Below are 24,589 nucleotides of genomic sequence, written 5' to 3' on the forward strand. Positions count from 1 at the left end.
GCATCTCCCCGAGCTACATCAACCTGATCGAGCGCAACCAGCGCCCGGTCACCGCGCAGATCCTCTTGCGCCTCGCGGAGACCTACGACCTCGATTTGCGCGATCTCGCGACCGCCGACGAGGACCGCTTCTTCGCCGAGTTGAACGAAATCTTCTCCGATCCGCTGTTTCGCCAGATCGACGTGCCCAAGCAGGAGCTGCGCGACCTCGCCGAGCTCTGCCCCGGCGTGACGCACGCCCTGCAGCGGCTCTATGCCGCCTACACCGAGGCGCGCCAGGGTGAGACGCTTGCCGCCGCACAAATGGCCGACCGCGACACCGGCTCGCGCTTCGAGGGCAATCCGGTCGAGCGCGTGCGCGAACTGATCGAGGCCAACCGCAACTATTTTCCGGAGCTCGAGCAGGCCGCGGAGAACCTGCGCGACGAGCTCAACGTGCCGGCCGAGGGGCTCTATGCCGCGCTCGCCGCGCGGCTGCGCGAAAAGCACTCGGTCACGACCCGTATCATGCCGGTCGACGTGATGCGCGAAACCTTGCGGCGCTTCGACCGCCATCGCCGCCAGCTCCTGATCTCCGAACTCGTCGACCTGCCCGGCCGCACCTTCCAGCTCGCCTTCCAGATCGCGCTCGGCGAATGCGCTGGCCATTTCGAGACCATCATCAGCCGCGCCGGCCCGCTCGACGACACGCCGCGGCGGCTGTTCCGCATCACGCTCGGCAATTATTTCGCCGCCGCCGTGATGATGCCCTACCCGGTCTTCCTCGCAGCGGCGGAGAGCCTCAACTACGACATCCACGTGCTGGGGCAGCGCTTCAATGCCGGCTTCGAGCAGGTCTGCCACCGCCTGACCACGCTGTCGCGGCCGAACGCGCGCGGCATCCCGTTCTTCCTGCTCAGGGTCGACAATGCCGGCAACGTCTCGAAACGCTTCTCCTCCGGCACCTTCCCGTTCTCGAAATTCGGCGGCACCTGTCCGCTCTGGAACGTGCATTCGACATTCGACACGCCGGACCGGCTGTTGAAGCAGGTGATCGAACTGCCCGACGGCACGCGGTATTTCTCGATCGCGCAGATGGTGCGCCGGCCCGTCGCGCCGCATCCGCTGCCGCAGCCGCGCTTTGCGATCGCCCTCGGCTGCGAGATCCGCCACGCCGCGCGGCTGGTCTATGCCGCAGGCCTCGACCTGGAGAAGGCGGAAGGCACGCCGATCGGCGTCAATTGCCGGCTCTGCGAGCGCGAGAACTGCGCGCAGCGCGCCGAGCCCCCGATCACGCGCACCTTGATCCTGGACGAGACCACGCGGCGGGTGAGCTCGTTCGCGTTCTCGAATGCGCGCGAGCTGTGAGCGAGAGGTCGGCACACGGTCCCAAATGACCTCACGCCAGCGTATGCACGATCACCGGACCCGCCACTGCCTTCGCGTCGCCCGCGAGCAGCGGGCCGAGGTCCTTCTCGATCCAGGCGATCGCGCGCCGGTTCGCCTCCTCCGCCTGCTCGAACTTGTCGAAGATGCTGATCGCCGTGACGGTGTCGTCGCCGGCGTAGACGACGTAATAGGCGCGAAAGCCTTCGACGTCGCTGATGATCGGGACGGCGCCGTCCTTGATGCGGCGCGCGAGCTCCTCGGCCGTCCCGCTTCTCGCCTTGGCCTGACGGATGGCGGCATACATGGGATCCTCCTTCCGGCTGCGTGATCAGGGCCCTCGAGCCCCGGTCGCGATCCTACGCCAGGTTCTCGATCCTGAGGAGCGCGGAATGCGCGTTCTGGATGAACGCCGGCCGGCGGCCTTCGGCGATTGCCAAGCGCGAGCCGCATCTGCATAGTCGCGCGCACTGATTTGACGCGACTTTGCGAAAAGGACGATGAGATGGCGGATGCCGACCTGGACGTCGTGATCCGGCAATTGGCCAGGCAACTTCATGCGGGGCTGATGGCCCGCGCCAAGGAGCGGCGCGACAAGTTCACCGCGCTCGCGGCCAAGGCCAAGGGCAAGGAGGTCCGCGACCGCTACAAGCGGATGGCGAAGGCCACCATGGAGCAAGGCACCGCCGCCGCGCGGCGCCTGCAGATGTCGGCCGACAACGTCGCCGACAGCTACGCCAGATCGATGCGGCTCGCGGCAGCCGAATCGGCGGCGCAAGAGCCGGAGAAGAAGCCGTCGGCGGGGCCAGCGGCGGCAAGAGCGAAGCCCGCCAGGAAGAAACCCCGCTAAACATCGCGTGTCGGAACGGACTTCCTTCCAGTCGCGCCGCCTCCCACACCCCGGGGCGCCGCTCCCGGGACATCATCCCCACGGACCGCGCGAGGAGGGGCGTCCCCAGGGACTGGCGGGTGGATAGTTCTCGTTGGCGCCGAGCGAGGGAGCCGCGCCGGCGCCGAACTCGGCCGCGAGCTGGCGCAGCGCCGCGACGCGGTTCTCCGTCGAGGGATGGGTGGCGAACAGACTGTCCACGCCATGGCCCGACAACGGATTGATGATGAACATATGCGCGGTCGCCGGGTTGCGCTCTGCTTCCGGATTCATCACCTGATGCGCCGCGTTCTCGATCTTCACCAGTGCGGAGGCGAGCCACATCGGCTGGCCGACGATGCGCGCGCCGAGATCGTCGGCGGCGTATTCGCGCGTGCGGCTGATCGCCATCTGCACCAGCATGGCGGCGAGCGGCGCCAAGATCATCATCAGGATCGAGCCGACGAGGCCGGGTCCATTGTTGTTGCCGCGATGGCCGCCGAAGAACATGCCGAACTGCGCCAGCATGGAGATCGCGCCGGCGACGGTGGCGGTGATCGTCATCAGCAGCGTGTCGTGATTCCTGATATGCGCGAGCTCGTGCGCGAGCACGCCGGCGAGCTCCTCGCGGCTGAGCTGATGCATGAGCCCAACGGTGACGGCGACCGCGGCATTCTCGGGGTTGCGGCCGGTGGCGAACGCGTTGGGCTGCGCCTCGTCGATCAGGAACACGCGTGGCATCGGCAGGGAGGCGCGGCCCGCGAGCTCGGCGACGAGCCCGACCAGCTCGGGCGCGCTCGAACGATCGACCTCATGGGCGCCGTACATGCCGAGCACCATGCGGTCCGAATTCCAGTAGGCGAACAGGTTGGTCGCCGCCGCGACCAGAAGCGCGATCATGGCGCCGGAGGCGCCGCCGATGAGATAGCCCACCCCCATGAACAGGGCGGTGAGGCCTGCGAGAAAGATGGCCGTGCGAAGGTAATTCATGGCGACGTCCCGATTGCCGTGGAGGAAGGCCTCTGCCGCACGGTTCAGCTAGTCATCCCGCCCCCGGCGCCGCAAGGGGTGCGGCCCGCGTCGCGGCGCCGCGCCGGTGAGGGGACTACGTCGTCAATTCCTCGGGATCGCGCGCCACCCGGAAACGGGACCAGGCATCGCCCGCGCGCACGGCTTCGCTCGGGAACGCCACGGCCGATGCAATCTCCTTGGCAAGCTGGGTGTATTCGAACCAGACCAGGTGCAGCATCAACGGCGGATATTCGTGCGCGGCCAGCATCTCCGCGCAGCGCGCTGCCGCGCCCTCCGTCGCCCACCAGCGTTCCGCCACCACCACCACCCTGCGGAAGTTGCGCAGGATGCCGGTGACCCTGGCGCGGTCGACCTTTGCGAGGCCGGCGCAATGATTCAACCAGTTCAGGCCGGCGACAATGGCGATGGCGACGTCGTCGGCGGCGCGGCCGGTGAAATCGATCACGATGTCGTCGTGCGGCTTCAGGCGCAAGAAGCCCTCGATCATCTCGGCCTGACGCGACGGGGAGACGAGCAGCGCGGACTCGCGCCCCGGGATCAGGGCGAGATAGCGCAGCGCCTCCAGCCGCGTGTCGCGCCAGATCGCCCGGGCACCGCCGCCGGCGGCATCCGGTGCCCGCGTGCAGGCGGGATAGACGAGCTCGCCACGGTCGGTCTTTTCGAGATAGCGCGTCGCGGCCCGGTCGAGACCCTGCAACAGCGCATCGGGCCCGGCGGCAACATCGAGCACATCGTCCGGCGGCGGCGGCTTTTGCTGGCCAAAAAGGCTCATTGGGGACATCCCCTCAATAGACACCCGCACCCGTCAGTCTAGCGAGCGGCGGCGGACCGCGTAAGCGCCTCTTTATCGGAGGCGGCGGGTGGCGCCTCCTGGGGCGTCTCTATTGACCCCGACCTGCGCGCCCGGCACGATCAATCCATGCAATTCTAGATTCTCGGCGAAATGACCGAGGTCGAAACCTTTGCCAGCGGATCGGGCATTCGCGAGCTTGCGCGGCTACGTCGGATCTACGGACGCGGACGCTGGCGGAAGCGCAAGGGGATCGCCCGCGTGCGATTATCTGATGGCTCGATCCATCTTGCTGAGATACATTGGTATGAGGCTGCCGGGATCGGCCGCAAGGAATTCAAGATCAAACACCTGCTTTGAACATCATGACGAAGACACGAGGCAAGCAACTGGTGGTTTGCGTGGAAAACGAGGGCTATGCGGCCTCTCTCGAGAAGCGCAAAATCTACGTCGCCCTGCGCGATCCCTCCGCCGAAAAGCACGACATGCTGCGGATCGTGGATGAGTCAGGCGAGGACTACCTCTATCCGAAGGCCTTCTTCCGCACCGTGGCCTTGCCGCAGTCCGTGAGACGAGCCGTCCTCGCGGCATAGCGCGCGCCCGACCAGCACCAGAGATTCCAATGCCGATCAGCCGTTTTGGTCTCAAGGTTGCAATCACGACGATTGCGGCCTCCCTCGCCTCCGCCGCCTCTGCCCAGTTGCTGCCGCCGCCCGGCAAGCCGGCCGCGCCAAAGGCCGCCGCACCGTCGCCGCGCGCGGCGTCGTGCCACAACGGCGCGAGCTTCGACCGCTTTCTTTCCGAACTGAAGCAGCAGGCGGTCGCGGCCGGGGTGTCGCAGCGCACGATCGCGGAGACCTCGCCCTACCTCGTCTACGACCAGGGCATCGTCAACCGCGACCGCGGCCAGCGCGTGTTCGGCCAGATCTTCACCGAGTTCGCCGGCCGTATGGCCGCACCGTATCGCATGCAGCAGGGCCAGCGGCACATCAAGACCTACGCCGCAGCCTTCGCGCGCGCCGAGAAGGAGTTTGGCGTGCCGCCGGCGGTGATCGCCGCGTTCTGGGGACTGGAGAGCGATTTCGGCGCCAACATGGGCAATCTGCCGACGCTGAAATCGCTGGTCTCGCTCGCCTATGACTGCCGCCGCTCGGAGATGTTCGTGGGCGAGACCATCGCCGCGCTGAAGGTGATCGACCGCGGCGATCTTCATCCCGGCGAAATGATCGGCTCCTGGGCCGGCGAGCTCGGGCAGACGCAATTCTTGCCGACGCACTACGTCAACTACGCCGTCGACTATGACGGTGACGGGCGGCGCGACTTGTTGCGCAGCGGTCCCGACGTGATCGGCTCGACCGCCAACTACATCGCCACCGGATTGAAGTGGCGGCGCGGCGAACCGTGGCTGGAAGAGATCAGGGTGCCTACGAATTTCCCCTGGGAGCAGGCCGACCTCACGGTCAAGCAGCCGCGCTCGAAATGGGTGCAGCTCGGCGTCACCTATCCCGACGGCCGCGCGCTGCCGAGCGACAATCTCGCCGCGTCCGTGCTGCTGCCGATGGGCAGGTCCGGACCGGCCTTCATGGCGTATGCGAATTTCGCAGCCTACACCGAATGGAACAACTCGCTGATCTATTCGACCACGGCCGGCTATCTCGCCTCGCGCATTGCGGGCGCAGCACCGATGCGCAAACCCGCCCAGCCGGTGGCGCAACTGCCGTTCAACGAGCTGAAGGAGTTGCAGCAGCTCCTGGTGCGGGCCGGCTTCAACGTCGGCAAGATCGACGGCGTGCTCGGCCAGCAGAGCCGCACCGCGGTGAAGGCGATGCAGGTCAAGTTCGGACTGCCGGCCGATTCCTGGCCGACCGCCGAACTGCTCGCCCGCATGCGCGGCGGCACCGCGCAGGCGCAGCCGGGCGGGATGGTGCGGTAGAGGATCGTTCGGCGTTCCGCGCTCCTCGGGACAAGGGTCCAAGAGTCGAGCCCGCGATAGATCAAACCCGCTGCCGCACGTGCCAACTGCGCCATAAATATCCTCTGGAGGTATCGCGCGGAGCTCGCCTGCACGTTCGGAATGGCTTGCGCCTTGCACCGATGGCGGCAATGCACAACTCTCCCCTCACCTCTCACTGCCTGAAAGAATCCCCGACATGAGCCGACCGACTAAACTCTTCGAGCCCTACAAGCTCGGTCCGATCACGCTGGCGAACCGCGTGGCGATGGCGCCCTTGACGCGCAACCGCGCCGTGCCCGCCGGCCTCGTGCCGGGCCCGCTCGCCGCCGAATATTATGGACAGCGCGCCTCCGCGGGCCTCCTCATCACCGAGGCGAGCCAAGTCTCGCAGCAGGGCCAGGGCTACCAGGACACGCCCGGCATCTACTCCAGGGACCAGGTCGCCGGCTGGCGCAAGGTCACCGATCGCGTGCACGAGCGGGAGGGGCGCATCTTCATCCAGCTCTGGCATGTCGGCCGCATCTCCCACGTTGCGCTGCAGGCGAACGGCGCCGCGCCGGTCGCACCGAGCGCGATCCGCGCCAGGGGCAAGACCTTCGTCAACGGCACCTTTGCCGACGTCTCCGAGCCGCGGGCGCTGGAGCTTGCGGAACTTCCCGGCATCATCGACGACTTCAAGCGCGCCGCCGCCAACGCGATCGCGGCCGGCTTCGACGGGGTCGAGATTCACGGCGCCAACGGCTATCTGCTCGACCAGTTCGCGAAAGACGGCGCCAACAAGCGCACCGACGCCTATGGCGGCTCGATCGAAAACCGCGCGCGGCTGATGCTGGAGGTCGCCAAGGCGGTTGCGGCCGAAGCCGGCGCCGACCGCACCGGCATCCGCATCTCGCCGGTGACGCCGGCCAACGATATCTCGGATTCCAATCCGCAGCCGTTGTTCGACCACATCGTAGATCAGCTCAACGCGCTGAAGCTCGTCTACATCCACGTCATCGAGGGCGCCACCGGCGGCCCGCGCGACAACGCTCCGTTCGACTATGCGAGCCTGCGCAAGCGCTTCTCCGGCGCCTATATGGCGAACAACGGCTACGATCTCGCGCTGGCGAACCAGGTGCTGGAGGCGGGCGCCGCTGACCTGATCGCGTTCGGCAAGGCCTTCATCTCCAACCCAGACCTGGTCGAACGGCTGAAGACGGGCGCGACGCTCAATCCCTGGGACAAGAACACCTTCTACGGCGGCGGCGCCAAGGGCTATACGGACTACCCGACCCTGGCGAAGGCGGAGCCTGTGGAGTAAGGAGCACTCGCCCCCGCCACGCCTCATTGCGAGCGGAGCGAAGCAATCCAGAAATGCGTCCGAGGAAACAGTCTGGATTGCTTCGTCGCTAACGCTCCTCGCAATGACGATGCCGCAGCGTCAGTGAAAAGAAAAAAGGCCGGGATTGCTCCCGGCCTTTCGCAGTTGGGGGACGACGCGAGGCTTACTTCGCTTCCGCGCGCTTGGGCGGGGTGGCCGGCCACGACTTGATCAGCGTGTCGTAGTCGACCGTCTCGCCCTTCGGCTTCTCGTTGGCGAGCTTGCGCTGGGGCGCGATGTGACCGTCCTTCTCGGCCTTCGCGAACCAGTACTCCGGCTTCTCCTTCTTGTTGAGCTTCGGACCGCAGGCACCCTGCACGCCCGACTTCTCCAGACGCTCGAGCACCGAGTCCTGTGCGGCAGCGAGCGAGTCCATCGCGGCCTGCGCCGTCTTGGCGCCGGACGAGGCATCGCCGATGTTCTGCCACCAGAGCTGCGCGAGCTTCGGATAGTCAGGCACGTTGTTGCCGGTCGGGGTCCACTGCACGCGCGCGGGCGAGCGGTAGAACTCGATCAGGCCGCCGAGCTTGGGCGCACGCTCGGTGAACGACTTGTCCCAGATGTCGGATTCACGGATGAAGGTGAGACCGACATGGCTCTTCTTCAAGGACACCGACTTGGAGACGATGAACTGCAGGTAGAGCCAGGCCGCCTTGCGGCGATCCGGCGGGGTCGACTTCAAGAGCGTGAGCGAACCCGCGTCCTGATAGCCGAGCTTCATGCCGTCCCTCCAGTATGCGCCGTGCGGCGACGGGGCCATGCGCCACTTCGGCGTGCCGTCGGCGTTCATCACGGCGATGCCCGGCTTCACCATGTCGGCGGTGAAGGCGGTGTACCAGAAGATCTGCTGGGCGATGTTGCCCTGCGCCGGCACCGGACCCGATTCGGAGAAGGTCATGCCCTGGGCCTGCGGCGGGGCATACTTCTTCAGCCAATCGAGATACTTGGTGATGGCGTAGACCGAGGCGGGACCGTTGGTATCGCCGCCGCGCTCCACCGACGAGCCGACCGGACGGCAGCCTTCCATGCGGATGCCCCATTCGTCGACCGGCAGGCCGTTCGGAATGCCCTTGTCGCCATTGCCGGCCATCGAGAGCCAGGCATCGGTGAAGCGCCATCCGAGCGAGGGGTCCTTCTTGCCATAGTCCATATGGCCGTAGACCTTGACGCCGTTGATCTCCTTGATGTCGTTGGTGAAGAACTCGGCGATGTCCTCATAGGCCGACCAGTTCACGGGCACGCCGAGCTCGTAGCCGTACTTGGCCTTGAACTTGGCCTTGTAGTCGGGATTGGTGAACCAGTCGTAGCGGAACCAGTAGAGGTTGGCGAACTGCTGGTCGGGAAGCTGGTAGAGCTTGCCGTCCGGCGCCGTACCAAACGACTTGCCGATGAAGTCGTTGACGTCGAGCATGGGATCGGTGACGTCCTTGCCCTCGCCCGTCATGTAGTCGGACAGCGCAATGGTCTGGCCGTAGCGGAAGTGGGTGCCGATCAGATCGCTGTCGTTGATCCAGCCGTCATAGACGTTCTTGCCGGACTGCATCTGGGTCTGCAGCTTCTCGACGACGTCACCTTCCTGGATGATGTCGTGCTTGAGCTTGATGCCGGTGAGCTCGGAGAACGCCTTCGCCAGCGTCTGCGACTCGTATTCGTGGGTCGTGATCGTTTCCGACACCACGTTGATCTCCATGCCCTTGAAGGGCTCGGCGGCCTTGGCGAACCACTGCAGCTCTTTCTTCTGGTCCTCCTTCGACAGGGTCGAGGGCTGGAATTCCGCGACCCACTTCTGGATCACGGCATCGTCGGCGGCGCGAACCGGCGCCGAGAGGGTCAGGGACACCGCGGCGAGCGCGGCGGCGCTGGACATGGTCAGAAAGTTCGTCTTGGTCAATGGACCTTTCCTTCTCCTAAACTGTCGCATGTTGTTCCTCCGTTGCAGCGACAAACCTCAGACAGGTCCGGGTTGATCCCGGATCTGGTGGTATTCGCGAGCTTCAGACCGTGCGGAAAACCGCCACGGCCATGACCAGCGAAATTCCGCTTGCGAGCCACAGGCTCGAAATTTCGAAACCCTCCTCCCCGATCGGCAGCGTCGCGATCGCGTCGGTGCCGACGAGGCCGATCCACAACAGATGGATCACGGCGGCTGATATCAGCGAGATGAAGAGGCGGTCGCCGCGCGTCGTCGGGATGCGCAACACGCCGACGCGCTCGGCCTCGGGATAGGCGACGCCAAGCCACGTCATGACCGCGAGCGTGCAGGCGAGGCTCGCGAAGAAGATCGCGGTCGGCAGCGTCCAGGCCATCCATGCGATGCTTTCCATGAGATGCCTCCGTTACACCCGGCCGAGCGCGAAACCGCGCGCGATGTAGTTGCGGACGAACCAGATCACGAGCGCGCCCGGGATGATGGTGAGCACACCGGCGGCGGCGAGCAGTCCCCAGTCCATACCGGCGGCGGAGACCGTGCGCGTCATGATGGCCGCGATCGGCTTGGCCTGCACCGAGGTCAGCGTGCGCGCGAGCAACAACTCGACCCAGGAGAACATGAAGCAGAAGAACGCGGCGACGCCGATGCCGCTGGCGATCAGCGGAATCAGTATCTTCATGAAGAAGCGCGGGAACGAATAGCCGTCGAGGAAGGCGGTCTCGTCGATCTCGCGCGGCACGCCGGAGACGAAGCCTTCGAGGATCCACACCGCCAGCGGCACGTTGAAGATGCAGTGCGCGAGCGCCACCGCCCAGGGCGTATCGAACAGGCCGATCGCCGAATAGAGATTGAAGAACGGCAGCGCGTAGACCGCGGCCGGCGCCATGCGGTTCGACAGCAGCCAGAAGAACAGGTGCTTGTCGCCGAGGAAGCGGTAGCGCGAGAAGGCGTAGGCCGCCGGCAGCGCCACCGAGATCGAGATGATGGTGTTGAGCACGACGTATTCCAGCGAGTTGATGTAGCCGGAATACCAGCTCTCGTCGCTGAAGATGCGGCGGTAGTGCTGCAGCGTCGGCGTATGCGGCCACAGCGTCATGGTCGAGACGATCTCGCTGTTGGTCTTGAAGCTCATGTTGACGAGCCAGTAGATCGGCAACAGCAGGAAGATCAGGAACAGCGAGATGATGATGCGGCGGCCGGGGATCGAATGCATCACGCGCCTCCTTCCGCAGGCCGGCGCTCGGCTCCGGCATTGGTCATGACGGTGTAGAAGATCCAGCACACGATCAGGATGATGAGATTGTAGACCAGCGAGAGCGCTGCGGCCTTGCCGAGGTCGAACTGGCCGAGCGCGATCTTGACGAGCTCGATCGAGATGAAGGTGGTGGAATTGCCCGGACCGCCGCCGGTGACGACGAACGGCTCCGTGTAGATCATGAAGGAGTCCATGAAGCGGAGCAGCACCGCGATCAGCAGCACGCGGTTCATCTTCGGCAGCTGGATCGCCTTGAACACCGCCCAGCGCGAGGCGCCGTCGATCTGCGCCGCCTGGTAATAGGCCTCCGGGATCGACTTCAGGCCGGCGTAGCAGAGCAGCGCGACGAGGCTCGTCCAGTGCCAGACGTCCATCACGATGACGGTGACCCAGGCGTCGAGATCGTTGGAGACGTAATTGTAATTGAGCCCGATGCCGTTGAGCACATAGCCGAGCAGCCCGATATCGGGCCGGCCGAAGATCTGCCAGATCGTGCCGACCACGTTCCACGGAATCAGCAGCGGCAGCGCCAGGATGACGAGGCAGGCCGCGACCTGCCAGCCCTGGCGCGGCATCGACAGCGCGATGACGATGCCGAGCGGCACCTCGATCGCAAGGATGACGAAGGAGAAGAACAGGTTGCGGCCGAGGGAAGCCAGGAATCGCCCGCCGAGATCGGTCGAGGGGTCGAGCAGTTCCTTGAACCAGCCCACCCCGTTCCAGAAGAACTGGTTGTTGCCGAAGGTGTCCTGCATCGAATAGTTGACCACCGTCATCAGCGGCAGCACCGCCGAGAACGCCACCACCAAGAATACCGGCAGCACCAGGAACCAGGCCTTCTGGTTGACGGTCTTGTCCATCAGGCGGCTCCCTCGACCAGACGGCTGTCGGCATAGACGTGAACGTGCGACGGATCGAACTTCAGCGCGGCCGTCCCGTCGGAGACGGTGAAGCCGGCCGGCACCCTGGCGGCGAGCTTGACGTCGCCGACACGAACACGCGCGAAGCGGATGCGGCCGAGATCGTCGATTCGCTCGATCCGTACCGAGAGCAGGCCGGGCGCGGGCTGCGCCACCTCGACGAATTCCGGCCGCACGCCGATCTCGATCTTCGCTCCCGAAGGCAGGCCGTCATAGCTGCGCTTCAGGCCGATCACGTGACCGTCGATCCGCGCCTCGCGCCCCCTCACCTCGGCGGCGAGGATGTTCATGCCGGGCGAGCCGATGAAGTAGCCGACGAAAGTGTGCGCCGGCCTGTCGAACAATTCGGCCGGCGTGCCGCTCTGCACCACGCGGCCGTCGTGCATCACCACCACGGTGTCGGCGAAGGTCAGCGCCTCGGTCTGGTCGTGGGTAACGTAGATCATCGTGAGGTCGAGCTCGCGATGCAGCGCCTTCAGCTTGGAGCGGAGCTGCCATTTCAGCTCGGGATCGATCACGGTGAGAGGCTCGTCGAACAGCACGGCCGCGACGTCGGAGCGCACCAGGCCGCGGCCGAGCGATATCTTCTGCTTGGCGTCGGCGGTGAGCCGCGTCGCCTTGCGGTTGAGATACGGCTCGAGATCGAGCAGCCGCGCGATCTCGCTGACGCGCTTGTCGATCTCCGCCTTCGGCACGCCGCGGTTCTTCAGCGGAAACGCCAGATTCTGCCCCACCGTCATGGTGTCGTAGATCACCGGGAACTGGAATACCTGGGCGATGTTGCGCTTCTGCGTCGACAGCGGCGTGATGTCGTTGCCGTCGAACAGGATTTTTCCGCGCGAGGGCGTGATGATGCCGGAGATGACGTTCAGCAGCGTGGTCTTGCCGCAGCCCGACGGCCCGAGCAGCGCATAGGCACCGCCCTGCCGCCAGGTCATCGTCACCGGCTTCAGCGCAAAGCTTTCCGGCGCGGCGTCGTTGCCGCCGTAGGAATGGGCGAGATCGACGAGGTCAATGCGGGCCATGTCGCGCTCTCCTCACGACTGGCCGGGCGCGGCGACCAGTCGGTCGGCCGCGTCGAACACGAAGACATTGTTGGGATCGAGCACGGCGTCGAGCGTCTGGCCCGGCTCGAACTCGTGCACGCCGTGCAGCACCGCGACCCAGTTCGAACCATTGCGGGTCAGGTGCACGAAACTCTCCGAGCCGGTGATCTCCGTCACCGTCACCGTGGCGTGGAAGGCGTGGCGGTCCGCCTCGCCGTTGGCGAGGCCGAGCTGATGGGCGCGGAAGCCGACGCGATAGGCGCCGTCGGCAAGGCCCGCATAGAGGCCCGAGGCCGGCGCCGCGATGCCGCCGGGATAGGCGACCTGGCCGTTCTTCTTCTCGATGCCGACGAGGTTGAGCGGCGGATCGGAGAACACCTGCGCGACGCGCAGCGTCTGGGGGCGGCGATAGACGTTGGCGGTCTCGCCCATCTGCAGCGACTGGCCTTCCCACATGCAGACGGTGTTGCCGCCGAGCAGCAGCGCTTCGGTCGGCTCGGTCGTCGCATAGACGAAGATCGCGCCGGAGGCCTCGAAGATACGCGGCAGCTCGGCGCGCAGCTCCTCGCGCAGCTTGTAGTCGAGGTTGGCGAGCGGCTCGTCGAGCAGCACGAGGTCGGCGCCCTTCACCAGCGCGCGCGCGATCGCGGTGCGCTGCTGCTGGCCGCCGGAGAGCTGCAGCGGCGTGCGCTTGAGGAACGGCTCCAGCCGCAACAGTCTTGCGGCCTCCGCCACCCGCGTCTCGATCTCCTCGCGCGGCCGGCCCTGCACGCGCAGCGGCGAAGCAATGTTCTCATAGACGGTGAGCGAGGGATAATTGATGAACTGCTGGTAGACCATGGCAACCGAGCGCTGCCGCACGTCGATGCCGGTGACGTCCCTGCCGTCGACGAGCACCTTGCCGGACGTCGGCTTGTCGAGGCCGGCGAGCAGCCGCATGATCGAGGTCTTGCCCGACAGCGTCGGGCCGAGCAGCACGTTGAGGGTGCCGCGTTCGAGCGTGAGCCAGACGTCCGTGATATGCGGGACGCCGTCGACCTCGCGGCTTACGTGATCGAGGGTCACGGTCATGAACGTCCTCCTGCTTCGAGCAGGGGACTTTGCTGCATGCCATGGGTCGCAATCCAGCCGTCGAGTGCGGCGATCTGATCGGCGGAGAGTCTCAAGCCGAGCTTGGAGCGGCGCCAGACGATGTCCTCGGCGCTCACGGCCCACTCATGGGCCATGAGGTAGCGAACCTCGCGCTCGGTCAGCGTGGCGCCGAAGGACTGGCCCAGATCGGCTGCCGATTTCGCCTCGCCCAGCAGCTTGACGGCGCGGGTGCCGTAGGCGCGCGCCAGCCGCCGCGCATGTTCGTGGCTGAGGAAGGGATAGCCGCGCTTGAGCTCGGCGACGAGCGCATCGACCGCGGAGACGTCCATGTCGCCGCCGGGCAGCGGCCATTTGCCGGTCCAGCCCTCGCGCGCCTTGGCGCTGCGCAGGTAAGGCGCCAGCCGTTCCAGCGCCTCCTCGGCGAGCCGCCGGTAGGTCGTGATCTTGCCGCCGTAGATCGACAGCAGCGGCGCGCCACCGGGCGTGTCGAGCTCGAAGACGTAGTCGCGGGTCGCGGCCTTGGCCTCGCTCGCACCGTCGTCATAGAGCGGCCGCACGCCGGAATAGGTCCACACCACCTCGTCGGGCTTGACCGGCTTGGCCAGATATTCGCTCGCCGCCGCGCAGAGATATTCGATCTCCTCCGTCGTTGCCTTCACCTTGGCGGGATCGCCGTCATAGTCGCGGTCGGTGGTGCCGATCAGCGTGAAATCGTCCTGATAGGGAATGACGAAGATGATGCGGCCGTCCGCGTTCTGGAACATGTAGGCGCGGTCGTGGTCGTAGAGCTTCCTCACCACGATGTGCGAGCCCTGTACCAGGCGGACCTTGGCCCTGGCGTTGACGCCGGCGCCGCGCGCCAGCACGTCCTCGACCCAGGGGCCGCCGGCGTTGATCAGCGTGCGCGCCTGGATGGTCGCGCGCTCGCCGGTCAGGGTGTTCAGCGTCGTGACGTGCCAGAGACCATCGGCCTGCCGGAGCTCGACGGCGCGGGTGCGGGTGCGGATCTCGGCGCCCTTGTCGGCGGCATCGCGCGCGTTGAGAACGACGAGCCGGGCATCGTCGACGAAGCAGTCGGAATATTCGAAGGCGCGGGTGTAGCGGTTCGGGATCAGCGGGCGTCCGACCTCATCCCTGGTGAGGTCGACCGAGCGCGTCGCCGGCAGCAGATGACGGCCGCCGATATGGTCGTAGAGGAAGAGGCCGAGCCGCAGCAGCCAGGCCGGGCGCAGGCCCGCATGGTGCGGCAGGACGAAACGCAAGGGGTGGATGATGTGGGGCGCGATGCCCCAGAGGATCTCGCGCTCGATCAGAGCCTCGCGGACCAGGCGGAACTCATAATATTCGAGATAGCGCAGCCCGCCATGCACGAGCTTGGTCGACCAGGATGAGGTCCCGCTCGCCAGATCGTTCATTTCACAGAGGAAAACCGTGTTGCCGCGCCCGACCGCATCGCGCGCGATGCCGCAGCCGTTAACGCCGCCTCCGATGATGGCGAGGTCGAAAATCCGCTCCAAAAACGCTTCCCCCGGCGATCGCCCATTCGTTTGGGCGATTTGACTTTCGCTTTTGGATTAAAACAGAACGCAAAACGAAAGCAAGGTGAAAGAAAACGAAAATGTGACTTTTCGTGAGGTCATTTTTGTACGGACCGATGAGACCGGTCCCGTTGCCGGGAGGCTCGTAAACGCAATATGGTCAAAATAGTCACATTGGTCACATAGGTATTGCGCATGGCAAAGCCGGACAAAACACCACCTGCAGCAGGCACCTGGACGCTCGCGACTGCCAAGGCGCGGCTATCGGAGGTGGTCGATCGCGCCCAGGACGGCCCGCAAACCATCACGCGCAACGGCAAGCCCAGCGCGGTGATCGTCTCGGCCGAGGAGTGGGCGCGCAAGACCGTGCGCAAGGGCACGCTCGCCGAATTCCTGCTCGCTTCGCCCCTGCGTGGCGCCGATCTCGAGCTGGAGCGCCAGCGCGACGCGCCGCGCGACGACGCGCTGTGAACTACCTGCTGGACACCAACGTGTTGTCGGAGGTGCAGCGGCCGGCGCCCGACGCAAGAGTGCTCGGCTGGCTCGATGCGGTCGATGAGGACCGCGTCTTCATCAGCGTCGCCTCGATCGCCGAGCTCAAGCGCGGCATCGCCCTGATGGACGGCGGCCGCCGCCGCGACACACTCGCCGATTGGCTCGCCGACGATCTTCCGGTGCGCTTCGCCGGGCGCATCCTGACGATGGATCGGGCGGTGGCGGAGCGCTGGGGCGACCTGATGGCGCAGAGCCGGCGCAGCGGCACGGCGCTGTCGGCGATGGACGGTTTGTTTGCGGCAACCGCACTTGCGAACGATCTCACGCTGGTCACGCGCAACGTGAGAGATTTTGCGCCATTCGGAGTGTCCCTGCTCGATCCATGGAAGGGCTAAGCAGCGGCTGGGCCAGCCCCTATCTCAGCCGCACCACCGACGCAGCTTCGGGCGCCGCATCCTGCACCCGCTCCGGCGCGGCATCGTCCTCGCCCTCGACCTTCGGCATCGCCTCGACCACCTCGATGCCCTTGCTGTGGCAGATCGAGGCGAGGCGCTCGGGCAGCGCCTGGTCGGTAACGAAGGTCTGGATCTGGCTCATATGGGCGATGCGCACCGGCGCGCTGCGGCGAAGCTTGGTCGAGTCGGCGACCAGCATGACGCTGCGGGCATTGGCGATGATGGCCTGCGCCACCTGCACCTCGCGATAGTCGAAATCCAAGAGCGCCCCCTCCTCGTCGATCGCGGACGCGCCGATGATGGCGTAGTCGACCTTGAACTGCCCGATCAGCTGCGTCGCGGTCGAGCCGACCACGGCGCCGTCGGCGCGCCGCACCGTGCCGCCGGCCACCACCACCTCGATGCGGGGATGGCGGTAGAGCAGCATCGCGACGTTGAGGTTGTTGGTGATGACGAGCAGGTCTTCGTGCGAGGTGAGCGCGCTCGCGACCTCCTCCGTCGTGGTGCCGATGTTGATGAACAGCGAGCAGCCGTTCGGGATCAGGGAGGCTGCCGCCGCCCCGATCGCCTTCTTCTCGTCGGCCGCTACGAAGCGCCGCGCCTCATAGGCGAGATTCTCGACGCCGGAAGCGATGATCGCGCCGCCATGGATGCGGGTCAGCGAGCGGCGCTCGCAGAGATCGTTGAGATCCTTGCGGATGGTCTGCGCCGAAACCTCGAAGCGCCGCGCCAGCTCCTCCACCATCACGCGGCCGGAAGCGCGGGCGATGTTGAGGATTTCGGCTTGGCGATGGGTCAGTCCGGTCACGTCGGCACCTTGGCTCGGAGCGGTCCATGGTGCGGCGGTTCGCCGCCGAGGTCAACGAGAGAGCGGAGTAAAGTTAACGGCGGTGCGGCAGGCGCGCTCGACAAGATCGGCCACGAAGCCGTGATCGCAACCTTCGTGTCATTCCGGGTTCGCGCTCGCACGCGCTGGAATGACACACGTGGGGCTCGACGCGGCCGGAGCGCCAATCAGGCGGCCGCCCGCACCTCGCCGCTGACCAGCCGGCGCGCCGCGCGCTCCGCCTCGCGTGCGTTGCGGAAGAGCCGGCCTTCCAGCCTGTCGAAGCGGCGGGAGGAGGCGAAGAAGAGGTAGCCTCCGGTGTTGCGAACCACGATTCCTGCAGTCTGCGAATCGACTTCAATGACGTAGCTGTCCGGCATTGCGTTTCCTCAATCCCCTCTTGCGGGCCATATAACGCGAGTCGAATACGAATCGTTCCTCGCAGAACACCGGGCTTATGCCCCTCGTCCGCGTCAGCATTTTGAAGCGATTGTTTCGGGAATGCGTCGGCATCGGACGCCGAATGACGAAATCGTGTCGCCGCGGGGGCGGGCGGAATCAGGCCGGAATCGGCGGCGTGCCCGGCGTGATCGCCTGCGGGCGGCCCTGATCGTCGATCGAGACATAGGTGAAGTTGCCGTCGGTCACCAGGATCGGCTCGAGTTCCTTGCGGCGCAGCGCCCAGGCTTCGAGATGCACGGTCATCGAGGTGCGCCCCATCCGCACGAGGCTGGCGTAGACCGAGACGAGATCGCCGACATAGACCGCCTTGCGAAAATTCATCGCCTCGATTGCGACCGTCACGGTGCGCGACTTAGCGACCTTGGAGGCGAACACGCCGCCGCCGACATCCATCTGGCTGAGCAGCCAGCCGCCGAAGATGTCGCCGTTGGCGTTGGTGTCGGCGGGCATCGCCAGCGTGCGGATGCAGAGATCGCCGTCCGGCCCGGTGTTGGCTTGCTCGCTCATGCGTTTCTCGCTCGCAGATTTTCGTTCTGTAGCCCGGATGGAGCGCAGCGCAATCCGGGCTCCCGATCTACCGATCGCAGGATCAATCCGGCCGGACCATCTCGAACATGTTCTCCGGCTTGATCTCGAAATAATCCCCGCGCCGGCCGGCGCGCACGATCGGGCGCGCCAGGCCCGTCTGGTAGACGCCGTCCTTGATGAAGGCCTTGTCGATGTGGACGGCAACGACCTCGCCGAGCGTCAGCCAGGCTTCCGCCTCCTTGCCGTCGGCGCCCTTGAGGCGGATGATGTCGGACAGGCGGCATTCGAACGCGACCGGACTTTCGGCGACGCGCGGCACGTTGACGAGCCGGCAGGGCACGGCGGTGAGGCCAGCGATCTCGAACTCGTCGATCTCCGGCGCGACGTGGGCCGCCGTCGCGTTCATCTGCTGGGCCAGATCCATGGTGGCGAGATTCCAGACGAACTCCTTCGTCTGCTTGATGTTCTCCACCGTGTCCTTCCAGTTCGTGGATGAGAAGCCGATGATCGGCGGGTGATAGCAGAACGCGTTGAAGAAGCTGTAGGGCGCCAGATTGACGTGCCCCTTGGCGTCGCGCGAGGAGATCCAGCCGATCGGCCGCGGCGCGATGATGGCGTTGAAGGGGTCGTGCTTGAGGCCGTGGCCCTTGGCGGGCTCGTAATAGTGCAGGTCGTTTTCGGTCACGCTGGAGTCTTTCTTGCTCTTCGTAGCCCGGATGGAGCGAAGCGTAATCCGGGAAGCCGCGGAAGGTCGAACCATCCCGGATTACGCTTCGCTCCATCCGGGCTACGAGACCTACGCTTATAGGGACAATTCGAACGCGCGTCAGGTCCGCGGCAACAGGCCGGCGATGATGAAATCGACCATCTGATCGATCGAGGGGCCGGGCTTCTTTTCGGCCTGGGCGATCATCTGCGGGTGGAAGTAGCGGATCATCGCCGTGCAGGTGCAGACGGCCGCAAGCGACACGTCCGGCGCCTCGAACTCGCCCGAGGCCACGCCCTGGGCGATCACCGCGCCAATGGTCTCGGTCACACGGTGGATATGGGCGACGCAGACCTCCCAGTCCTCCTGCATCGCGATCTCGACCATCTCGTGCAGCTTGGAATCGCCGACGAAGCGCTCGGTGTTCATGCGGTTGACGGTCGTCAGAAGCGCCCGAAAACGCTCGCGCGCCGTGCCCGGCAGGGCCACGATCCGCTGCGCCTCAAGCTCGACCTCGCTCATCAGGCCTTGCGCCACGGCCTGATGGATCGCCTTCTTCGACTCGAAGAAGCGATAGACGTTGGCCGGGCTCATCCGGAGCTCTTTGGCGATGTCCCCGACCGTGGTCTTCTGGTACCCGATCTGGCGAAACAGCCGCTCGGCCACCTCGAGAATCCGTTCCCGGGTGTCGCCTTCGATATGATCGGAAACCAGCGCCATTGTCAGGACTCGTTACCACGCACTGTTCATTTATTCCGCCGCCTCAGCAAGCGGAAATGCGAGCTGGGTATCGCTCCCATGCTGCGGTGCACCTTCCCCTTGCGGGGCCGCGCCGGCCTCGTCCAGACTCCTGCGGAACCACAGGGCATAGAGGCCCGGCAGGTACAATAGCGTCAGGAAGGTCGCGACGAACAACCCGCCCATGATGGTGATCGCCATCGGGCCCCAGAACGCCGAGCGCGATAGCGGGATCATGGCGAGGATGGCCGCGAGCGCGGTGAGCACCACCGGGCGGGCACGGCGGACGGTCGCCTCCACGATCGCCTCCCGCCGGGTCAGGCCGTGGGCGACGTCGGTCTCGATCTGGTCGACCAGGATGACCGTGTTGCGCATGATCATGCCGGCGAGCGCGATCAGACCGAGCAGCGCCACGAAGCCGAACGGCGCGTTGGCGACGTTGAGCCCGAACGAGGCGCCGACGATGCCGAGCGGCGCGGTGAGGAAGACGAGGAACAGGCGCGAAAAACTCTGCAGCTGGACCATCAGGAGCGTCAGCATCACCATGACCATCACCGGGAAGAGGACGAAGATCGAGGCATTGCCCTTGGCCGATTCCTCGAACGCGCCGCCCGCCTCGATCCGGTAGGCCGGCTCGAGCCGGTCGCGGATGCCTTGCAGCTTCGGCGAAATCTGGCTGGTGACGTCGGGCGCCTGCACGCCGTCGACGACGTCCGAGCGCACCGTGATCGCCATGTCGCGGTTGCGCCGCCACAGGATCGGCTCCTCATGCGAATATTCGATCTTCGCGATCTGCTGCAGCGGCACGGCCACGCCGCCCCGCGAGGTGATGGTGAGGTCGCCGACATGGGCGAGGTCGAGCCGCTCGGACGGAATGGCGCGGGCGACCACGCCGACCTTCTCGACGCCGTCACGCACGGTGGTCACCTGCGCGCCCGAGATCAGCATCGCCAGCGCCTGCGAGACCTCCTGCGGGGTCAGGCCCATGGCACGGGCGCGATCCTGGTCGACGACGAGCTTCAGGTAGGGCGACTGCTCGTTCCAGTCGAGCTGCACGTCCTTGACGTTCCGGTTCTGCCGCATGACGTCGCGCACCTGGTAGGCGATGTCGCGCACCTTGTTGGCGTCGGGGCCGATCACGCGAAACTGCACGGGGAAGCCGACCGGCGGGCCGAAATTGAAGCGATCGACGCGCACCCGCGCCTCCGAGAGCGCACCGTCGGCGACCGCATTCTCGATCTTCGCCTTGATGCGCTCGCGCGCGGCGACGTTCTTGGCGATGATGACGATCTCGGCGAAGGCCTCGTTCGGAAGCTGCGGATTGAGGCCGAGCCAGAAACGCGGCGAGCCCTGGCCGACATAGGCGGTGTAGGTCGCGATGTCCTTGTCGTCCTTCAGCAGTTCCTCGGCCCGCGTCACCGACTTCTCGGTGACGTTGAAGGCGGTGCCCTCCGGCAGGCGGAGCTGCAGGAACAGCTCGGGCCGCTCCGACAGCGGGAAGAACTGCTGCTGCACGTGGCCGAAGCCGACGATCGCGGCCACGAACACGCCGACGGTCGCCGCCACCACCGTGATGCGGCGGTCGACGCACCACCGCACGACGGCGCGTAGGCCGCGATAGATCCGCGTGTCGTAGACCGCATGCGAACCGTGGCTGCGATGCGCCTTCATGTCGGGCAGCAGCTTGACGCCGATATAGGGCGTGAAGATCACCGCCACGAACCAGGACGCCACCAGAGCGATCGCCACGATCCAGAAGATGCCGCCGGCATATTCGCCGACCGCGGAATTGGCAAAGCCGATCGGCAGGAAGCCGGCCGCGGTGACCAGCGTGCCGGTCAGCATCGGGAATGCGGTGGATTCCCAGGCAAAGGACGCGGCGCGGACGCGGTCCCAGCCCTGCTCCATCTTCACCACCATCATCTCGACCGCGATGATGGCGTCGTCGACGAGCAGGCCGAGCGCGATGATCAGGGCGCCGAGCGTGATGCGGTGCAGATCGAGCGACATCGCATTCATGACGATGAAGACGATGCCGAGCACCAGCGGCACCGAGAGCGCGACCACGATGCCGGTACGCCAGCCGAGCGCGAGGAAGGAGACGAACAGCACGATGACGAGCGCCTCCATGAAGGAGTGCACGAACTCGCCGACCGCGTGCTCGACCACCTTGGGCTGGTCGGCGATCATTTCGACATCGATGCCCTGCGGCACCGTCTTCATGAACTCGCCCGTCGCCTTCTCGACGTCCTTGCCGAGCTCGAGGATGTTGGCGCCCTTGGCGGTGACGACGCCGATGCCGATCGCGGGCTTGCCCTCCTGGCGCACCTTGAAGCTCGGCGGATCGACGAAGCCGTGGGTGACGGTCGCGATGTCGCCGAGGCGGAACACCCGCCCGTTGCTCTCGACCGGCGTCTCGGCGACCGCCTTGGCGCCGTCGAGCGCGCCGGTGACGCGCAGCGGCACACGCTGCGAGGAGGTCTCGACCGTGCCGGCCGGAGTGACGTTGTTCTGCTTGGCGAGCGAATCGAACAGCGCCTGCGGCGTGATGCCCAGCGTCGCGAGCTTCGCGTGGCTGAACTCGACGAAGATGCGCTCGTCCTGGGTGCCGTAGAGATCGACCTTGGTGACGCCGGGCACCTTGAGGAGGCGCTGGCGGAAACCCTCCGCGGTCTTCTTCAACTGCGCGTAGTCGGCGCCGTCGCCGGTCATCATGTAGAGGATGGAATCGACGTCGGAGAACTCGTCATTGACGACCGGGCCGAGAATGCCGGAGGGCAACTGGCCCGCGACGTCGTCGAGCTTCTTGCGCAGGAGATAGAACAGATGCGGCACCTCCTTCGGCGGCGTGGAGTCGCGGAAGGTCACCTGCATCGCCGCAAAGCCGGGCTTCGAGTAGGTCTGCACCTTCTCGAAATAAGGGAGCTCCTGCAGCTTCTTCTCGATGGGATCGGCGACCTGGCTCTGCATCTCCTGCGCGGTCGCGCCCGGCCACATCACGGAGACGTTGACCACCTTCACCGTGAAGAACGGATCCTCGGCGCGGCCGAGCTTCTCATAGGAGAAGAAGCCGGCGACGCCGAGCACGAGCATCAGGAACAGCACCAGCGTCGGATGGCTGACGGCCCAGGCGGACAGGTTGAAGCGCTTCATGGCACTCTCTCCGGAAGATCCATTTGCCGCGACCAGTCCCCGTGAGAACCCGTCATTGCGAGGAAGCGAAGCGACCCGGGGGGCTGGGCAGTGCCGGATCGCTTCGCCGCTTCCGCCCTCGCATTCGCGCGGGAAGCGGACATCCTCGCAATGACGGAATCGCGAATCAGAAGGACAAGGACGACACGATCCGCACCTTCTGGCCGGGATCGAGCTTCTGCACACCGAGGGCGACGATCTTCGCGCCCTCCTCCACGCCGCCTGTGATGACGACGTCATTGCTTTCGTAGGACTTCACCACGACCGGCTGCAGCGTCACCGCGCCCTTGTCGTCGACGACGTAGAAGGACGGCTTGCCGCCCTCGTTGAACAGCGCCGACAGCGGCAGCCGCGCGACCCGGGCTGTCGCGGCGTCCGCGAGCGTCAGCGTCGCGGTCATGCCGAGTGAGACCTTGTCGTCGGCCTCCGGCAGCGAGAACTTCGCGAGATAGGTGCGCGTGGCGGGATCGGCGGTGGGCGCGATCTCGCGCAGCTTTGCCGCATACTTCCTGTTGGGTTCCGACCAGAGAGTGACGCTGGCCGTACCCGACTTGGCGCGTCCGACCAGCGTCTCGGGAACCGCAACGACCGCTTCCTTCTCGGCAAAACGGGCGACGCGGATTGCGCCCTGTCCCGCCGCCACCACCTGGCCCGGCTCGACCTGGGTCGCGGTCACGACGCCGCGGGCGTCGGCGACGAGCGTCGCATAGGATAACGAATTCTGCGTGAGCTCGACCGAGCGCTCGGCGCGGTTCAGCCGCGCCCGGGCCTCATCGGCAGCCGCGCGGCTCTGGTCCATCTGGGCATCGGTGGTCCAGCCCTTGGCGCGCAGCTCCTTGGCGCGCTGCTCGGCGGCGGCGGCCTGCGCCAGCACGCCGGTCGCGGCCGACAACTCGGCCTGGGCCTGCTCGGCTTGCAGCTTCAGGTCGACCTCGTCCAGCGTCGCGAGCGGCTGGCCGATTTCGACGGTCTGGCCGACCTCGACCAGGCGTCTTGCCACCTTGCCGGCGACGCGGAAGCCGAGATCGCTCTCGATCCGGGGCTTGATGGTGCCGACGAAGCTGCGCTCCGGCGTTTCAGCCTCGTAATGGGCGGTTGCGACCAGGACCGGCCGGGACGGCTCGGCCTTCTGGGCGACGGTATTGTCGCACCCCGCCAGCACCACGGCGATGCCCGCCAGCGCCATGCCTGCCAACAGTCTGGAATAGCTCGACAAAATCCATCGGACCAGCATCGGGATACTCCTTCGGCTGCTGTGCCAGGGAATGTCGAGTAATTACTGACAAAAGTCAATAATCGTCAATCATCAGAAGATCGTGAGCGTTAACGGATGGTGGTTTTTCAAAGGGGTGGAGGGATGCGACTCGGCTCGCCATCTGCATCAACTCGAGATAGGTTACATGTAACCAACGATACGGAGGGATGCATGTCCTCTCGTTCCAAGCCCGCAAAGACGAAGTCTTCGAGGACCAAGCCCTCGCGCGTGAAGGTGCAAGAGCATCGCGATCGCCTGCGTGAGCAGGGGCTCCGGCCGATCCAGATCTGGGTACCTGACGTGCGTTCGCCATCCTTCAAGTCGGAAGCGCATCGGCAGTCGCTGGCGGTTGCAACCAGCGCTCAGGAACGCGACGATCAAGCCTTCATCGATGCCGTCTCCACTTTGAATGACGAATGAAGCGCGGCGAGATCTGGACACTCGCTGGCGGCAAAGACTACACCGGAAAGCCGCGTCCCGTGGTCATCGTGCAAGATGACAGTTTTGACGTCACGAACTCCGTCACCGTCTGCGTCTTCACAACCAACGAGACGGACGCGCCAATGTTTCGCCTGCCGGTCGGGCCGACGGAACGCAATGGTTTGCGAGCCCCTTCCCGCCTGATGGTAGACAAGATCAGCACCGTGCCGAAGTCCAAGCTCGGAATACGGGTTGGACGTCTCGATGACGAGGATCTGCTGAACCTCAATCGCGCGATTCTGGTCTTTCTTGGGTTGGCGGGTTCGCCAAGAACCGCCGGAAGGGAATAGCGAGATGCCATCG

27 protein-coding genes are annotated in these 24,589 nt (G+C 65.8%); 10 read left to right on the top strand and 17 right to left on the bottom strand.

Annotation, left to right across the window (positions count from 1 at the left end; genetic code table 11):
• On the top strand, nucleotides 1-1,346 hold a 1,346-nt coding region (locus KGM94_RS03125), incomplete at its 5' end, for a short-chain fatty acyl-CoA regulator family protein (RefSeq protein ID WP_300254900.1).
• A gap of 31 nt (nucleotides 1,347-1,377) precedes the next feature.
• On the opposite strand, the gene KGM94_RS03130 is transcribed toward KGM94_RS03125, so the two are convergent.
• Entirely contained in the window at nucleotides 1,378-1,671 is a 294-nt protein-coding gene (locus KGM94_RS03130) for an antibiotic biosynthesis monooxygenase (protein ID WP_300254902.1), read from the bottom strand.
• A 198-nt stretch (nucleotides 1,672-1,869) separates the two neighbouring features.
• On the opposite strand from KGM94_RS03130, the gene KGM94_RS03135 reads away from it, so the two are divergent.
• Nucleotides 1,870-2,214 (top strand): hypothetical protein, encoded by a 345-nt coding sequence (locus KGM94_RS03135; RefSeq protein ID WP_300254904.1) that lies wholly within the window; start codon nucleotides 1,870-1,872, stop codon nucleotides 2,212-2,214.
• 72 nt (nucleotides 2,215-2,286) lie between these two features.
• Here the strand turns inward: KGM94_RS03135 and htpX are convergent, their stop codons facing one another.
• On the bottom strand, nucleotides 2,287-3,222 hold the full coding sequence (gene htpX / locus KGM94_RS03140; protein ID WP_300254906.1) for a zinc metalloprotease HtpX: 936 nt from the start codon (nucleotides 3,220-3,222) through the stop codon (nucleotides 2,287-2,289).
• 115 nt (nucleotides 3,223-3,337) lie between these two features.
• Entirely contained in the window at nucleotides 3,338-4,036 is a 699-nt protein-coding gene (locus KGM94_RS03145; RefSeq protein WP_300254907.1) for a hypothetical protein, read from the bottom strand.
• 171 nt (nucleotides 4,037-4,207) lie between these two features.
• Here KGM94_RS03145 and KGM94_RS03150 point away from each other — a divergent pair, with 171 nt between their 5' ends.
• The 4 genes from KGM94_RS03150 (at nucleotide 4,208) to KGM94_RS03165 (ending at nucleotide 7,308) form a co-directional block, all read left to right on the top strand.
• A complete protein-coding gene (locus KGM94_RS03150; RefSeq protein ID WP_300254909.1) occupies nucleotides 4,208-4,414 on the top strand; it encodes a hypothetical protein in 207 nt (68 codons plus the stop codon).
• Nucleotides 4,415-4,419: 5 nt separating this feature from the next.
• Nucleotides 4,420-4,647, top strand: coding sequence for a hypothetical protein (locus tag KGM94_RS03155; protein ID WP_300254911.1), 228 nt, complete (start codon nucleotides 4,420-4,422; stop codon nucleotides 4,645-4,647).
• A 29-nt stretch (nucleotides 4,648-4,676) separates the two neighbouring features.
• Nucleotides 4,677-5,987 carry a lytic murein transglycosylase gene (locus KGM94_RS03160; protein ID WP_300254913.1) on the top strand — a complete coding sequence of 437 codons (1,311 nt, stop codon included), beginning with the start codon at nucleotides 4,677-4,679 and terminating at the stop codon, nucleotides 5,985-5,987.
• A gap of 217 nt (nucleotides 5,988-6,204) precedes the next feature.
• A complete protein-coding gene (locus KGM94_RS03165) occupies nucleotides 6,205-7,308 on the top strand; it encodes an alkene reductase (RefSeq protein ID WP_300254915.1) in 1,104 nt (367 codons plus the stop codon).
• 184 nt (nucleotides 7,309-7,492) lie between these two features.
• On the opposite strand, the gene KGM94_RS03170 is transcribed toward KGM94_RS03165, so the two are convergent.
• From KGM94_RS03170 to glpD, 7 genes are all read right to left on the bottom strand, one after another.
• On the bottom strand, nucleotides 7,493-9,235 hold the full coding sequence (locus tag KGM94_RS03170; protein ID WP_300254989.1) for an ABC transporter substrate-binding protein: 1,743 nt from the start codon (nucleotides 9,233-9,235) through the stop codon (nucleotides 7,493-7,495).
• Between the two features lie 127 nt (nucleotides 9,236-9,362).
• Nucleotides 9,363-9,692 (bottom strand): DUF2160 domain-containing protein, encoded by a 330-nt coding sequence (locus KGM94_RS03175; protein WP_300254916.1) that lies wholly within the window; start codon nucleotides 9,690-9,692, stop codon nucleotides 9,363-9,365.
• Nucleotides 9,693-9,704: 12 nt separating this feature from the next.
• Entirely contained in the window at nucleotides 9,705-10,511 is an 807-nt protein-coding gene (locus tag KGM94_RS03180; RefSeq protein WP_300254918.1) for a carbohydrate ABC transporter permease, read from the bottom strand.
• Nucleotides 10,511-11,413 (bottom strand): sugar ABC transporter permease, encoded by a 903-nt coding sequence (locus tag KGM94_RS03185; RefSeq protein ID WP_300254919.1) that lies wholly within the window; start codon nucleotides 11,411-11,413, stop codon nucleotides 10,511-10,513. Before KGM94_RS03185 ends, KGM94_RS03180 begins: the two co-directional genes overlap by 1 nt.
• The gene (locus tag KGM94_RS03190; protein WP_300254921.1) at nucleotides 11,413-12,498 is read right to left on the bottom strand and encodes an ABC transporter ATP-binding protein; all 1,086 of its coding nucleotides are present in this window, start codon (nucleotides 12,496-12,498) and stop codon (nucleotides 11,413-11,415) included. The genes KGM94_RS03185 and KGM94_RS03190 overlap by 1 nt, the downstream gene beginning before the upstream one ends.
• 12 nt (nucleotides 12,499-12,510) lie before the next feature.
• Nucleotides 12,511-13,590, bottom strand: coding sequence for an ABC transporter ATP-binding protein (locus KGM94_RS03195; protein ID WP_300254922.1), 1,080 nt, complete (start codon nucleotides 13,588-13,590; stop codon nucleotides 12,511-12,513).
• On the bottom strand, nucleotides 13,587-15,128 hold the full coding sequence (glpD, locus tag KGM94_RS03200; RefSeq protein ID WP_300254924.1) for a glycerol-3-phosphate dehydrogenase: 1,542 nt from the start codon (nucleotides 15,126-15,128) through the stop codon (nucleotides 13,587-13,589). Before glpD ends, KGM94_RS03195 begins: the two co-directional genes overlap by 4 nt.
• Before the next feature lie 216 nt (nucleotides 15,129-15,344).
• Between glpD and KGM94_RS03205 the strand changes: the two genes are divergently transcribed.
• Nucleotides 15,345-15,620 (top strand): type II toxin-antitoxin system Phd/YefM family antitoxin, encoded by a 276-nt coding sequence (locus KGM94_RS03205; RefSeq protein ID WP_300254926.1) that lies wholly within the window; start codon nucleotides 15,345-15,347, stop codon nucleotides 15,618-15,620.
• Nucleotides 15,617-16,039, top strand: coding sequence for a type II toxin-antitoxin system VapC family toxin (locus KGM94_RS03210; RefSeq protein WP_300254928.1), 423 nt, complete (start codon nucleotides 15,617-15,619; stop codon nucleotides 16,037-16,039). Before KGM94_RS03205 ends, KGM94_RS03210 begins: the two co-directional genes overlap by 4 nt.
• Before the next feature lie 19 nt (nucleotides 16,040-16,058).
• On the opposite strand, the gene KGM94_RS03215 is transcribed toward KGM94_RS03210, so the two are convergent.
• The 7 genes from KGM94_RS03215 to KGM94_RS03245 all read right to left on the bottom strand — a co-directional run bounded on the left by KGM94_RS03215 (nucleotide 16,059) and on the right by KGM94_RS03245 (nucleotide 23,785).
• Complete coding sequence (locus KGM94_RS03215; RefSeq protein WP_300254930.1) at nucleotides 16,059-16,907, bottom strand: DeoR/GlpR family DNA-binding transcription regulator; 849 nt, start codon at nucleotides 16,905-16,907, stop codon at nucleotides 16,059-16,061.
• Between the two features lie 206 nt (nucleotides 16,908-17,113).
• Entirely contained in the window at nucleotides 17,114-17,305 is a 192-nt protein-coding gene (locus KGM94_RS03220; RefSeq protein ID WP_300254932.1) for a hypothetical protein, read from the bottom strand.
• 178 nt (nucleotides 17,306-17,483) lie between these two features.
• A complete protein-coding gene (locus KGM94_RS03225) occupies nucleotides 17,484-17,894 on the bottom strand; it encodes an acyl-CoA thioesterase (RefSeq protein WP_300254934.1) in 411 nt (136 codons plus the stop codon).
• 82 nt (nucleotides 17,895-17,976) lie between these two features.
• Nucleotides 17,977-18,600, bottom strand: coding sequence for a flavin reductase family protein (locus KGM94_RS03230; RefSeq protein WP_300254936.1), 624 nt, complete (start codon nucleotides 18,598-18,600; stop codon nucleotides 17,977-17,979).
• 141 nt (nucleotides 18,601-18,741) lie between these two features.
• The gene (locus KGM94_RS03235) at nucleotides 18,742-19,341 is read right to left on the bottom strand and encodes a TetR/AcrR family transcriptional regulator (protein ID WP_300254938.1); all 600 of its coding nucleotides are present in this window, start codon (nucleotides 19,339-19,341) and stop codon (nucleotides 18,742-18,744) included.
• Nucleotides 19,342-19,371: 30 nt separating this feature from the next.
• Nucleotides 19,372-22,512 carry an efflux RND transporter permease subunit gene (locus KGM94_RS03240; protein ID WP_300254940.1) on the bottom strand — a complete coding sequence of 1,047 codons (3,141 nt, stop codon included), beginning with the start codon at nucleotides 22,510-22,512 and terminating at the stop codon, nucleotides 19,372-19,374.
• A gap of 166 nt (nucleotides 22,513-22,678) precedes the next feature.
• Nucleotides 22,679-23,785 carry an efflux RND transporter periplasmic adaptor subunit gene (locus tag KGM94_RS03245; RefSeq protein WP_300254942.1) on the bottom strand — a complete coding sequence of 369 codons (1,107 nt, stop codon included), beginning with the start codon at nucleotides 23,783-23,785 and terminating at the stop codon, nucleotides 22,679-22,681.
• A gap of 192 nt (nucleotides 23,786-23,977) precedes the next feature.
• Between KGM94_RS03245 and KGM94_RS03250 the strand changes: the two genes are divergently transcribed.
• Together KGM94_RS03250 and KGM94_RS03255 are read left to right on the top strand one after the other, a co-directional pair.
• A complete protein-coding gene (locus KGM94_RS03250) occupies nucleotides 23,978-24,226 on the top strand; it encodes an antitoxin MazE family protein (RefSeq protein WP_300254944.1) in 249 nt (82 codons plus the stop codon).
• A complete protein-coding gene (locus KGM94_RS03255; RefSeq protein WP_300254946.1) occupies nucleotides 24,223-24,576 on the top strand; it encodes a type II toxin-antitoxin system PemK/MazF family toxin in 354 nt (117 codons plus the stop codon). The genes KGM94_RS03250 and KGM94_RS03255 overlap by 4 nt, the downstream gene beginning before the upstream one ends.
• Nucleotides 24,577-24,589: the final 13 nt, after the last annotated feature.

This window comes from Bradyrhizobium sp., from assembly GCF_028868675.1.
GTDB lineage: Bacteria > Pseudomonadota > Alphaproteobacteria > Rhizobiales > Xanthobacteraceae > Bradyrhizobium.